At 74.0% G+C, this 12,753-nt stretch carries 10 protein-coding genes; 4 read left to right on the plus strand and 6 right to left on the minus strand.

What is annotated here, in order from left to right; genetic code table 11:
- Window positions 1-3: 3 nt before the first annotated feature.
- Entirely contained in the window at window positions 4-1,440 is a 1,437-nt protein-coding gene (locus tag O7618_RS14950) for an ATP-binding protein (RefSeq protein ID WP_278106705.1), read from the minus strand.
- Between the two features lie 10 nt (window positions 1,441-1,450).
- Window positions 1,451-2,107 (minus strand): response regulator transcription factor, encoded by a 657-nt coding sequence (locus tag O7618_RS14955; protein ID WP_278106706.1) that lies wholly within the window; start codon window positions 2,105-2,107, stop codon window positions 1,451-1,453.
- A gap of 84 nt (window positions 2,108-2,191) precedes the next feature.
- On the opposite strand from O7618_RS14955, the gene O7618_RS14960 reads away from it, so the two are divergent.
- Both O7618_RS14960 and O7618_RS14965 read left to right on the plus strand, forming a co-directional pair.
- Window positions 2,192-2,596 carry a DUF952 domain-containing protein gene (locus tag O7618_RS14960; protein ID WP_278106707.1) on the plus strand — a complete coding sequence of 135 codons (405 nt, stop codon included), beginning with the start codon at window positions 2,192-2,194 and terminating at the stop codon, window positions 2,594-2,596.
- 1 nt (window position 2,597) lies between these two features.
- A complete protein-coding gene (locus tag O7618_RS14965) occupies window positions 2,598-3,140 on the plus strand; it encodes an acyltransferase (protein WP_278106708.1) in 543 nt (180 codons plus the stop codon).
- Window positions 3,141-3,198: 58 nt separating this feature from the next.
- Here O7618_RS14965 and O7618_RS14970 read toward each other — a convergent pair whose 3' ends face one another.
- The 3 genes from O7618_RS14970 to O7618_RS14980 form a co-directional block, all read right to left on the minus strand.
- Complete coding sequence (locus O7618_RS14970) at window positions 3,199-4,947, minus strand: CDP-glycerol glycerophosphotransferase family protein (protein ID WP_278106709.1); 1,749 nt, start codon at window positions 4,945-4,947, stop codon at window positions 3,199-3,201.
- Between the two features lie 191 nt (window positions 4,948-5,138).
- Window positions 5,139-6,422 (minus strand): nucleotide sugar dehydrogenase, encoded by a 1,284-nt coding sequence (locus O7618_RS14975; RefSeq protein WP_278106711.1) that lies wholly within the window; start codon window positions 6,420-6,422, stop codon window positions 5,139-5,141.
- 3 nt (window positions 6,423-6,425) lie between these two features.
- On the minus strand, window positions 6,426-7,994 hold the full coding sequence (locus O7618_RS14980) for a glycosyltransferase (RefSeq protein ID WP_278106712.1): 1,569 nt from the start codon (window positions 7,992-7,994) through the stop codon (window positions 6,426-6,428).
- Window positions 7,995-8,295: 301 nt separating this feature from the next.
- Between O7618_RS14980 and O7618_RS14985 the strand changes: the two genes are divergently transcribed.
- Window positions 8,296-9,498: a hypothetical protein gene (locus O7618_RS14985; protein ID WP_278106713.1), complete on the plus strand. Its 1,203-nt coding sequence runs from the start codon at window positions 8,296-8,298 to the stop codon at window positions 9,496-9,498.
- A gap of 13 nt (window positions 9,499-9,511) precedes the next feature.
- Here O7618_RS14985 and O7618_RS14990 read toward each other — a convergent pair whose 3' ends face one another.
- Entirely contained in the window at window positions 9,512-11,428 is a 1,917-nt protein-coding gene (locus O7618_RS14990; protein ID WP_278106714.1) for a hypothetical protein, read from the minus strand.
- Window positions 11,429-11,646: 218 nt separating this feature from the next.
- Between O7618_RS14990 and wecB the strand changes: the two genes are divergently transcribed.
- Complete coding sequence (wecB, locus tag O7618_RS14995) at window positions 11,647-12,729, plus strand: UDP-N-acetylglucosamine 2-epimerase (non-hydrolyzing) (RefSeq protein ID WP_278106715.1); 1,083 nt, start codon at window positions 11,647-11,649, stop codon at window positions 12,727-12,729.
- Window positions 12,730-12,753 lie beyond the last annotated feature (24 nt).

Here is a 12,753-nt window from a genome sequence, read left to right on the forward strand (position 1 = left end):
CGCTCAGCGGCCGACCGGCTCGCCGTGGCGCTCCGGCGTGTCCGTGCGGTCGTCCGGATCGGCCGGATCCTCGGGCGGCGCCGGGAAACACAGCTCGGCGACCAGCCCCCGCGACTCGCCCTGGCGCATGGTGAGCCGGCCGTCCGACGCGTCGACGAGCACCGCGGCGATGGTCAGCCCCAACCCCGCCCCGTCCACGTTCTGCGCGTCCGGGGCCCGCCAGAACCGCTCGGTGGCCTGGTCGAGTTGGCTGGCCGTCATGCCGGGGCCGGTGTCCCGCACGGTCAGCTCCGTCCCGCCGGCGGTGGGGCGGACGGTCACCGTCACCTCTCCCCCGGCGCCGCTGAACTTGACCGCGTTGTCGATGAGCGCGTCGAGGGCCTGGTCGATGGCGGTCGGCACGGTCCGCGCGTACGTCGGCGCGTCGCCCGGGTCGAGCCGCAGGGCGACCTCCCGGTGCCGGGCCAGCGGCAGCCAGGCCGCGACCCGGGACGCGGCCACCGCACCGGCGTCCACGGTGACCCGCTGGTTCTCCTCCCGTTCGGCCCGGGCCAGGGTGAGCAGCGCGTCGAGCACGGTGGCCAGCCGGTCGGTCTCCTCCAGCGCCAGCCGGTGCTCGGCCCGGCCGTCCGGGTCGGTGAGGCTGGGCCCCAGTTCCTCCACCCGCAGCCGCAACGCGGTCAACGGGTTGCGGAGCTGGTGGCTGGCGTGCGCGACGAAGGCCCGCTGCCGGTCCATCACGTCGGAGACCGCGTCGACCATGTCGTTGAAGCTGGTCGCCAACCGGCGCAGCTCGGGCGGGCCGAGCCGGGGCCGGACCCGGGCGGTGCGGCGCCCCTCGGCGATCTCGTGGGTCGCGGTGTCCAGCTCGGTGACCGGGCGCAGCACCCAACCGGCCAACCCGAACGCGGTGGAGACACAGGCCAGCACCGCGAGCAGGCCGATGCCGGCGAGCATCAGCCACCACATGGTGACGGTGCGCCGCACCGGACCGGCCGGGGTGGTGGTGACCACCGCGCCGAGCACCTCGCCGCCGTCGTTGATCGGCACGGCGGTCACCAGCGGCCCGGCCGCCCAGGGCCAGACCGACTCGGGGCCGCTGAACTGCTGCCCGGACAGCGCGGTGTCGACCGCCGGCCCGGTGCCCCCGCCCGGATCCCACCGGGCCGAGGCGGCCACGGTGCGACGGTCGCGGTCCACCACGGCCGCGCCGATGCGGTAGAGGTCGTCGTAGGCGGCCAACTCGCCGCCCAGCGGGCCGGGGCTGCCACCGCGCAGCGCCGGGCCGGCGAGCGAGGCGAAGCGGGTGGCGTCGGCGAGCCGGTCCGCGCGCACCCGGTCGGTCTCCCGGGAGGCGAGCGTGACCGCCAGTGGGGTCTCCAACGCGAACAGCACCAGCACCATCAGCAGCAGGTAGCTGATCACCAGCCGGCGGCGCACCCGGGCCCCCTCACGCGGCGCGGAGCCGGTAGCCGACCCCGCGGACGGTCTCCACCAGCGTCGAGTCGCCGAGCTTGCCGCGCAGCGAGCCGACGTGCACCTCGACGGTGTGCCGGTCGGCCCAGACGGTGCCCCAGACGTCGAGCAGGATCCGGTCCCGCGGCACGGCCACCCCGGGCTGGCGGGCCAGCGACAGCAGGATGTCGAACTCCTTACGGGTCAGCGTCACCGCCCGCCCGGCCACGCTCACCGTCCGGCCGCCCACGTCGATGCGGACCGGGCCCGCCTCGATCAGGTTGCGTTCCGGCACGGTGTGCGACGCCCGGCGCAGCACCGCCTCGATCCGGGCCTGCAACTCCACCATCGAGAACGGCTTCACCACGTAGTCGTCGGCGCCCAGCCGCAGGCCCAGGACGCGGTCGCGTTCCTCGCCCCGGGCGGTCACCGCGATGATGCCGAGTTGGCTGCTGCGCCGGCGCAGCTCCCGGCACAGGTCGGTGCCGTCGCCGTCGGGCAGGGTCAGATCGAGCAGCACCAGGTCGCAGGGGGCGGCGGAGAGCGCGGCGGCCACGGTGGCGGCGTGCTCCACCTGGTAGCCACGGCGGGTCAGCGCGGAGGACAGCGCGGCGGCGACCCGACGGTCGTCCTCGACCAGGAGGATCCGCACCCGTGCCTCCGTTCGCCGGCGGTGTTGCCCTGGGAATGGTGGCAGACGCGCCGCCGCCACGCGAGACCGCTCTACGCTGCGGTGGTGATCTACAAGATTCTGGCCGACGACGAGTGGCGGCAGGCACGGGCGGACGGACGGTTCGCCGGCTCCGCGCTGGACCGGCAGGACGGCTACCTGCACCTCTCCGCTGCCGACCAGGTGGTGGAGACCGCGCGTCGACACTTCGGCGGGGTCACCGGGCTCACCCTGCTCGCCGTGGACGAGGCGCGGCTCGGCGACGCGCTGCGCTGGGAGGCGTCCCGCGGCGGGGCGCTCTTCCCGCACCTGTACGGCGCGCTGCCGGTGGACGCGGTGGTCGCGGCGCATCCGCTGCCGGCGGACCGGCCGCCCGCCGACGCGGTGGCCGAACTGCTCGGCCGAGGTGCTCGTTATGCTGCGTCGAGCCCCGCCCGACGGCGCGACGCGCCCCGCCACGATGCGAGTTGAGATGACTGACAGCAACGACCGGTCCGCCTCCGTCTTCGTCCACCCGACGGCCGACGTGGAGTCCGGTGCCCGGGTCGGCGACGGCACCAAGGTCTGGCACCTGGCGCACATCCGGTCGAGCGCCCAGGTCGGTGCCGGCTGTGTGATCGGCCGCAACGTCTACGTCGACGCGAGCGTCACCGTCGGCGACCGCGTGAAGATCCAGAACAACGTCTCGGTCTACCAGGGCGTGACCATCGAGGACGAGGTCTTCGTCGGCCCGTGCGCGGTGTTCACCAACGACTTCCGACCGCGCGCCCAGAATCCGGACTGGACGATCACCCCGACGCTGGTCCGCCGGGGCGCCTCGATCGGCGCCAACGCCACGCTGGTCTGCGGCATCGAGGTCGGCGAGTACGCGATGATCGCCGCCGGCTCGGTGGTCACCCGGGACGTCCGGCCCTACCAGTTGGTGGCCGGCAACCCGGCCCGGCCGAAGGGCTGGGTCGACGAGAAGGGCGAGGTCGTCTCCCGCGACGTCGACAACCCGCCGCACCAGGGCTGAGCACACGCAAGGGGGCGACGACCGGTCCGGTCGTCGCCCCCTGGCGTCGGTGGGCCGGTCAGCCGCAGAGCCGGCCGATCTCGTCGCGGAACCGGTCCATCGGGTTGGACCCGACCGGGCCGAGCAGGTATTCCTTCAACTCCCGCCGCGCCTCGGCCATCGGGTCGTCCCCGCCCCGGGTCACCGCGAGGATCTTGGCCAGCTCGCCGCCGTCCGCCGAGAGCAGGTACGCCGCCCGCGCGGTCGGGAACTGCCGGCGGAACTCGTCCTCGGGCAGCCCGGCCGGATTGGCCACCACGTACGGGCGCTCGCTCTGCACGAAGTCGGAGACCACGCTCGAGACGTCGCTGACCAGCAGATCGGTGACGTTGAAGCAGTCGAACAACGACGGCGTGCGGCCGGTCACCACCAGGTGCGCGGTGCCGTCGAGCGACGCGGGGTCGGTCTCGCCGCCGGCCGCGCGGATCCGGGCCACGACGCGCTCGTGGGCCGCCCTGGCCTTCGGCGAGCGGGTGCCGGTCAGCGGGTGCGGCTTGTAGATCACCCGCAGGTTGCCGGCGGCCAGCAGCCCGGACACGATCCGCTCCCCCATCAGCACCAGCGAGGTGTGGTAGGGGTCGTCGTCCAGCCAGCCCTCCCAGGTGGGCGCGTAGAGCACGGTGAACAGGTGGTCGGCGGCGCCCGAGCCGAACGTGTGCACGCCGGCGAGCTGCGGGCGGCCCACCTCCACGATGTCGCGGTCCAACACGCCGACCCCGGCCCGGGCGTACCGCTCCCGGCCGGCCGGACCGGCGACCCACACCTCGTCGTACACCTTGCTGTAGGGGTTGACGCTCGCGGCCTTGTCGCTGTCGCCGTGGCCGACGAAGACGTGCTTCACGCCCGGCTCGCGCAGCAGGTGGATGTTGGCGCCGACGTTCGCCGCGTAGAGCGCGACCCGCAGCGAGCCGAGGTCGAGGTTCATGAAGTCGACGCCGGCCGGCACGCAGATCACCGGCAGCCGGGTGTCGGCCAACTGGTGGAACGCCTCCGCGGCCCGCACCAGCACCACCGCCCGCCGGCCGGTCGCCTCCATCGGCGCGAGCCACATGTTGGCCTGGTAGACGTCCTTGGCGGGGCCGGCGAAGTAGAGGGCCACCTCGGGCTTCTCCCGGGCCAGCCAGTCGTGCACGGCGGGCAGCACGCCCGGGGTCGCGCCTCGACCGCGCAGCGCGGCCAGCGCCAGCACGGCGGCGGTGACCAGGCCGGCGACGAGCGTCAGAGCGCCGGTGACCACCGCCGGGGCGACCCGGTCCACCGCCGCGGCGACCACGGCCGCCGGCACCAGCAGCACGTTGAGCAGCGGCAACCGCAGCCCGGCCAGCCGCCGCGTCCAGGCCGGCGGTGTCGGCACCCGGCGCAGCGCGCCGAGGTCGATGTTGCGGGTGTACGCCGGCGGGTCGACCCGTCCCTCGATCGACTTGGTGACGGCGGTGGTGCCGACCGCCACGGTCCAGAGCGCGGCGGGCAGCAGCAGCACCGCGACCGTGCCGAGCACGCCGGGCCGGACCGCGGCGATCACCAGCAGCGCCACCGACAGGTCCCGGACCAGCCGCCGGAAGGTCAGGCCGACACCTGCCTTGGCGATCAGCTCCGCGGTCGCCGCGAACCGGGTGGCCAGCACCAGCTCACCACCGAGGGCGACCACCGCCGCGATCGCGTACGGGATGACCAGGCCGAGGGCCCCGGCGAGGATCATGACGCCGTACCCGAGGAACATCGCGGCGACCGCGGCGAGGCCCTGCTGGCTGCGTACTCTGCTGAACAACGACACGCTCCCTGTCTGCCCGCCGGTGTCGGAGAGGCCCGATCCGGACGGCTGCGACCCTAAACGGGCCAAGTGACGCAAGTATTACCGGGGTGTCCGGTGGGTGAACAACGGACGACGGCTTCCGCGACCGCGCCCCACGCACGGTGGGCCCCGGCCGACACGGCCGGGGCCCACCGGGCACACCAGGGTCAGCCGCCGATGACCACGCGGCGCACGCCCGCCCACCGGGCCGGGTCGGTGACCCGCCGGCCGTCCACCAGCACCGTCACGCCCGGCAGGTCCGCCGGGGTGAGGTTGCGGTATTCCGCGTGGTCGGCTTGGATCACCGCGGCGCCGATCGGCTCGCCGGCGTACCCCGGCAGGCCGTGCGCGGCCAGCTCCTCGTCGGAGTACATCGGGTCGGAGACGTGGGGCGTGGCGCCCCGCCGACGCAGCGCCTCGACGGTCGGGAAGACACCCGAGAAGGCGGTCTCCTTCACCCCGCCCCGGTAGGCGGCGCCCAGCACCAGCACGCCCACCCCGGTCAGGTCGCCGTACGCGGCGGCGAGCAGGTCGACCGCGTAGTCCGGCATCGCGGCGTTGGCCTCACGGGCCGAGCGGACCACGGTGGCCGCCGGGTCGTTCCACAGGTACATCCGCGGGTAGATCGGGATGCAGTGCCCGCCGACCGCGATGCCCGGCGAGTGGATGTGGCTGTACGGCTGGGTGTTGCACGCCTCGATCACCTTGGTGACGTCGACGCCGACCGTGTCGGCGAAGCGGGCGAACTGGTTCGCCAGGCCGATGTTGACGTCCCGGTAGGTCGTCTCGGCGAGCTTGGCCAGCTCGGACGCCTCGGCCGAGCCGAGGTCCCACACGCCGTTGGGCCGGTCCAGGTCGGGCCGCTCGTCGAAGTCGAGCACCGCCTCGTAGAACCGCACGCCGTGCGCGGCGGACGCCTCGTCGATGCCGCCGACCAGCTTCGGGTAGCGACGCAGGTCGGCGAAGACCCGGCCGGTGAGCACCCGCTCGGGGCTGAACACCAGGTGGAAGTCGGTGCCCGCGGTGAGACCGGAGCCCTCGGCCAGCATCGACGCCCAGCGGCTGCGGGTGGTGCCGACCGGCAGCGTGGTCTCGTAGCTGACCAGGGTGCCCGGCTTGAGGCCACGGGCGATGGCCCGGGTGGCGTCGTCCATCCAGCCGAAGTCCGGCACGCCCTCGGCGTCCACGAACAGCGGCACGACCACGACGACGGCCTCCGACTCGGCCACCGCGGCGGCGGTGTCGGTGGTGGCCGACAGCAGCCCGGCGGCCACCGCCTCCTTCAGCTTGACGTCCAGGTCGGCCTCGCCCGGGAAGGGCACGGCACCGTCGTTGACCAGCTGGACGACCCGCTCGGAGACGTCGGCACCGAGCACCCGGTGCCCCTTCGAGGCGAACTGCACGGCGAGCGGCAGGCCGATCTTTCCGAGCGCGACGACGCAGATGTTCATGAACTACTTTCCTCCAGAGGGCCAGATTCGGCGCAGGCGGGCAAGGAACCGACCGGGGGTCACCGGCGTGATCGCGACGATCACCTGGCCCTTGTGGTTCGTGGTGGGCGTGACGAGGTGCAGCCGGACGCCGCGCCGGGCCAGCCGCCGGGGCGCGGCGACGGGACGGTCGGCGCGCAGCGGCGCCGCACCGATCCCGCCCAGGGTCGACACCTCGGCACGCACGGTACGCCGCTCCCCGTTCGGCGCCACGATCGCCAGCAGCCGGTCCACCGCGAAGTCCGTTCGTACGACGGTACCGGGACCGCCCGGCGTCGCCGACGTGACTCCCGTCAGGTCGCCCACGCTGACCCGCAGCGCGTCGGCGCTCAGCTCGGCCAGCTCGGCCCGGCGGCTCTGCGCGGTGAGCACCAGGGCGCGGGCGCCGGCGTCGTCCCGCCCCCAGGCCAGCCCGGTCGCGGTCAGCTTGGCCAGCAGCGTGGCGGCGCGGTCGGTCACGTCGTACCAGTCGTCGGGGTAGCCGAAGGCGGGATCGCGGAAGCCGACGTGCCGGGCGTACCAGCGCCCGTCGGCGATCGTGACCTCGGGCAGCGTCCTGTCCGCCTGCTGCGCGATCAGCTCGCGCAGCGCGTCGAGGTCGCCGTCGCGTGCCACCGCCAGCCGCAGCCGCTCCGCCGGCGCCATCCGGGTCAGCACGCCCTCGGTCAGGTATGCCTCCGCCAGCTTGCGGACCCGATCGTGGACGTGCTGCTGCACGTCCGGCGTGAGGTCGAGGAACTCCGCCCGGAGCAGCTTCGCCACCTCCCAGGTGAAGTGGCGGACCAGCACCGCGTCCCGGCGGGGTCCCGGCTCGATCAGGCCGGCGACGAACCCGACGAGCTCCTCGGCGCAGCGCAGCCGCTCCTCGAAGCGACTGGCGTAGGTGATGTTCTGGGCGTTCTCCCGCTTGACCGCGAAGTAGTAGTCGTAGTCCCCGAGAACCGAAATCTTCTTCGCCCGGAAGCAGGCCTCCAGCGTGAACGGCTGGTCGCTGCCCATCGGCATGTCGGTGCGGAAGCGCAGGCCGTGCCGCTCGATCAGGTCCCGCCGGAACAGCTTCGTGTTCGACAGCGACCACGGCAGCGCGCTGTCGAACAGGTCGAGCCGCTCCTGGGTGCTGGCGTAGACGGCCTGGTGCACGTAGCGCTTGTTGGTGCCGACCATCCGGCCCAGCACCACGTCGGAGTCCCACCGGTCGGCCGCGTCGACCAGCCGCTCCAGGGCCTCCGGCCCGAGGTGGTCGTCGGAGCCGACGAAGAAGACGTAGCGGCCGCGGGCGTGGTCCAGCGCCACGTTGCTCGGCGCGGCCGGGCCGCCGGAGTTGGCCTGGTGCAGCACCCGGACGGTGCCCGGGTGGCGCTCGGCATAGCGGTCCAGCTCCGCGCCGCTGCCGTCGGTGGAGCCGTCGTCGACGGCGACCACCTCCAGCCGGTCCCGGCCGATGGTCTGGCCGACCAGCGAGTCCAGACAGGCGGTGAGGTAGGGCATCGTGTTGTAGACGGCGACGATGACGCTGACGTCCGGCGTGCTCATCTGATCCTTCTCCATCGCCGTGTTCGCTGGGGGGCGGGGATCCGCCGCCGGCAACGGGCGCACGCGTCGACGATCCTCGACGCGCTGAGAGCGACCTCGCCTGCGCCGTCCGCGCCGCACGGCCGCGGCACCGGACGGAACCTCCGCGAGTGTACGGCACGGCGATGGCCGCCCGGTGGCATCCGGCGGGTGCCCCGGCGAGCCGGAAATGGCCGGTCGGCGCGGGCGCGTGGACGCGGGCGCGACCGGCCTGCTTGCTAGGGTCACCCGGGGCTGAAACAGCTGCGAGGGGCGCACGTTGGTGACGGAATCGGCAATCGGCAGGGACGGGGCCACCGACGGGGCCGGATCGGACGAACGCGACGAGCGGGCCACCGGCTCGCCGGGCGACCACACCCGGGCGCGGCGGCTCCGCCGGGCGCTGCGCGCGGCCTGGCCGGCGCTCGTGGGCTACGCCGCCGTCCGCGCCGTCGGGCTGGTCACGCTGGCGATCTGGGGACACGCCCGGGACGCGTCGTTCGCCAAGCAGATCGGCAACCGGGCCGACGCCAGCTGGTATCTCGCCATCGCCGAGCACGGGTACGACCGGGCCGAGACCCTCCAGAGCAACCTGGCGTTCTTCCCCTTCTATCCGCTGCTGATCCGGCTCGCCGACCCGTTGTCGCCGTTCCAGTTCCGCGGCACGGCGATCGCGCTGGCCTGGCTGGCCTCCCTGGCCGCCGCCTGGGGGCTGTTCGCGGTCGGCAACCACCTGCACGACCGGCGCACCGGGGTGCTGTTGGCGGTGGTCTGGGGCCTGCTGCCGCACGCGATCGTCGAGTCGATGGCGTACACCGAGGCGCTCTTCACGGCGCTGGCCGCCTGGTCGCTGTACGCCGCGCTGACCGGCCGGTGGCTCACCGCCGGGGTGCTCTGCCTCGTCGCCGGGGCCACCCGGCCCACCGCGACCGCGCTCATCCCGGTGGTGATGCTGGCCGGCCTGATCGCGCTGGCCCGCCGGCAGGGCACCTGGCGCCCGGCGGCGGCCCTGCTGCTGGCGCCGCTGGGCTGGCTCGGCTACGTCGGCTGGGTGGGCTGGCGCACGGGGCGGGTGGACGGCTGGTTCCAGATCCAGACCGAGGGCTGGCACTCGACCTTCGACGGCGGCGCGGGGACCCTGGAGTTCACCGGGACGACGCTGGACCAGCCGGCGAAGCTCCAGTTCTATCTGATCGTCGCGGTGCTGGCGACCAGCCTCGTCCTGCTGGCGCTGAGCGTCGTCGACCGGCAGCCCTGGCCGCTGCTGGCGTACAGCGCGCTGCTGCTGGCCACCACGATCGGCGCCTCCGGCTACTTCAACTCCAAGGCCCGCTTCCTGGTGCCGGCGTTCGCGCTGCTGCTTCCGGTGGCCCGAGGTCTCGCCACCGCCCGCACCGCACGGGCGGTGATCATCCTGGTGGGGATGACCGCCGCCTCCGCCTACCTCGGCGGCTACCTGCTGCTGGTCTGGCCGTCCTCGCCCTGACCGGCGCCGCCGGTCACCGGGTTACCGGCCGCACGTCCCACAGCCAGACGTCACGCACCCGCTGCCCCGGCCCGAAGCAGGCGTCCAGGAACGTCTTCAGCTCGGCCTCGTGCGCGTGCCGGGGCAGCACCACCGCGTCCGCCCGCCACCATCGCGCGTCCGCCAGCGCCTGGTCGCGCTCCGCCGCGCTGACCGTCGGCGGCCGGGTGCCGGCGCCGATCGCGGTGAGCAGCAGTGCGGTCGGGCGCGGCGGAGTGCCCCAGCGACCGGTGTCGTCGGCGGGCGAGGTCGGGCCGAGGAAGTAGCCCTGCGGCACGGCGAAGCCGGTCAGCGCCGCGGAACCCCAGTTGATCGAGGTCATGTTGTGCACCGGGACGGGCACCAGCGTCCGCCCGTCGGCGACGTGCTCACGCCACTCGCCGGACGTGACGAACTCGGGCACCGGCACCCGGCCCTTCGCCGGCAGCGGCGTCGGCAGCATCGGCAGCAGCGCGCCGACGAGCGCCGCCGCGGTCAGCAGCCGCAGCGGCGCGGCCACCCGCGGGGTCCGCGTCGCCAGGCCGTCGAGCCGGGCCACGGCGAGGGCCAGCAGCAGCCCGAACGCGACGGTGGTGATCAGCGCGAACCGGGCGATCACCATGGCGTCCACGATCGGCAGGTCGTGCAGGAGCGCGAACGGCGCGGGCACGTCGCTCTTCGCCGGCCCCCAGCTCAGCGTCGAGCCGAGCGAGAACACCCCGGCGACGAGCGCCACCACGGCCAGCACCCGGACGGCCAGCTCCCGGCGGAGCCCGAGGACCGCCGCCGCCACCAGCACGACCACCGGCCAGCCGAAGAAGCTGGCCTGCTCGGTGGTGTTCGGCGCCAGTCCCTGCGCGCTGTCCGGCCCGCCGCCGATCGACTCCGTCGCGTAGGCCACGAACGAGCGCACCCGCAGCGTGTAGACGTCCGGGTCACCGGGGTGCCCGATCCGGTGCTGCGGTCCGGCGAACTGCATCCACAGCGGGTAGGCGGTGACCAGCAGCACCAGCCCGCCGGCGACCGCCAGCGCGCCGAGCGCCCGGGGTGCCAGCCGGACGGTCTCCCGGGGCCGCAGCGCCAGGTGCGCCACCGTGGCCATCAGCGCGCCGATGGCGACCAGGAAGAGGACCTCGACGGAGATGAAGAACTGCGCCGCGACCAGCGCCCCCAGGACCAGGCCGTCCCGTACCGGGGCGACCGACCGGGTCATCCGGACGATCCGCCACACCAGGAACGGCACCAGCCACTGCGCGGTGATGTGCGGATGCCCGTTGGAGTGGGTCACCATCGCCGGGGCGAACCCGCAGAACAGGCCACCGACCACGGCGGCGGCCCGGTTGCCGGTCAGGTGCCGGTCGAGCACCCAGTACCAGGCGAAGGCGGTGCCGGCCAGGTTCAGCGTGATCAGCAGGAGGTAGGACAGCGGCGCGCCGCCGAGCAGGGTGACCGGCGTCAACAGGATGCCCGGCAGCTGCATCCCCACGTTCGACATGAGGTTCACGCCGTCCGGGGCGTTCTGCAGCGTGGTGAAGAACGGGTTCTCCAGGTTGGTCACCGCGTGCGCGGCGTACGCCAGCATCCACTCGTTGAACCCCTGGTCGTCCGGGCGGCTGCCGAGCAGCCGCCCGTCGATGTCGAGCCAGCCGCGCCCGGTTACCCAGAGCGCGCCCGCCACGAACGCCAGGCCGACGACCAGGTCCACCAGGCGACGCCCGGACCACCGGCGGCGGTGCGGGACGGTGGTGACCTCCGGGCCCGCCGTGACCTCCGGGTCCGCCGTGACCGTCGGGGTCTGCGGGGCCGCCGGGGCCGGCGGTACGCTCGGTGCGCGCGCACCCTCGGCCACAGCCTCCGGCGGGTCGGCGGGCGGGCTGCTCGTGGGCTTGCCGGTGGGATGTGCCGTCGTCACACCGGCGAATCCTACGGGTCGGCCCGTCCCGGGCGGCGCGACACCGGGCGGACGGCGCGAAGGTGACGGCCAGGCGACATGTGGTTGACGCTTGTCTCGCGCACGGTGCGGGAATTTGGCGGTCACGTCCGACTGAGGCAGAATTCGTCTCTGACTCAAGGGACAGCGCCTGCCGACGCGCAGCTGCCTTTCACGAGATCACACGAGGAGTTCTACAGGTGAAGGTCATCAGCGTCGTCGGGGCACGCCCTCAGCTGATCAAGCTCGCTCCCATCGCCGCCGCGTTCGCCGCCACCGAGCACGAACACCGGATCGTGCACACCGGCCAGCACTACGACGCGGACCTCTCCGACGTGTTCTTCTCCGGTCTCGGCATCCCCGACCCGGACATCCACCTCGGGATCGGCTCCGGCTCGCACGGCGTGCAGACGGGCAAGGCCCTCGCCGCACTGGACCCGGTCTTCGAGGCCGAGAAGCCCGACTGGGTGCTCGTCTACGGCGACACCAACTCGACCCTCGCCGGCGCCGTCTCCGCGGTCAAGATGCACCTGCCGGTCGCCCACCTCGAGGCGGGCCTGCGCTCCTTCAACCGGATGATGCCGGAGGAGCACAACCGCATCCTCACCGACCACGCGGCGGACCTGCTGCTCGCGCCCTCCGACGAGGCGATGCGACACCTGTCCGCGGAGGGGCTCGCCGCCCGGTCCGTCCTGGTCGGCGACGTGATGGTCGACGTGTGCCTCGGTGTCCGGGACGCCGTCCTGGCCGGCCGGCACCCCGCTCCGGCGCTGCCGGAGGGGATCCGCGCCGACGAGCCCTACCTGCTGGCCACGCTGCACCGGGCGGAGAACACCGACTCACGCACCCGGCTGGCCGCGCTGCTCGACGGCCTGGCCGACCTGCCGGTGCCGGTGGCGCTGCTGGCGCACCCGCGGCTGGTGGCCAAGGCCGAGGAGCACGGTCTGAAGCTGGGCCGGGGCGCCGTGCACGTCGGCCGGCCGCTGCCCTACGCCGGCATGGTGGCCGCGGTGCTCGGCTCGGCCGGTGTGGTGACCGACTCGGGTGGCCTGCAGAAGGAGGCCTACCTCCTCTCCCGGCCGTGCACCACGCTGCGACCGGAGACCGAATGGGTCGAGACCCTGGCCGACGACTGGAACCGCCTGGTCCCGGACCCGTCCGCCCGCTCCCGCGCCGAGTGGATCGACATCGCCACCCGACCGGCGCCCACCGCCGCCCAGGGCACGCCGTACGGCGACGGCCGGGCGGCCCAGCGGGTCGTCGAGACCCTCGCCGCGAAGTGACAGTGCCCGCCGACCGAGAGACTC

It is taken from the genome of Micromonospora sp. WMMD980, from assembly GCF_029626035.1.
Classification (GTDB): domain Bacteria; phylum Actinomycetota; class Actinomycetes; order Mycobacteriales; family Micromonosporaceae; genus Micromonospora.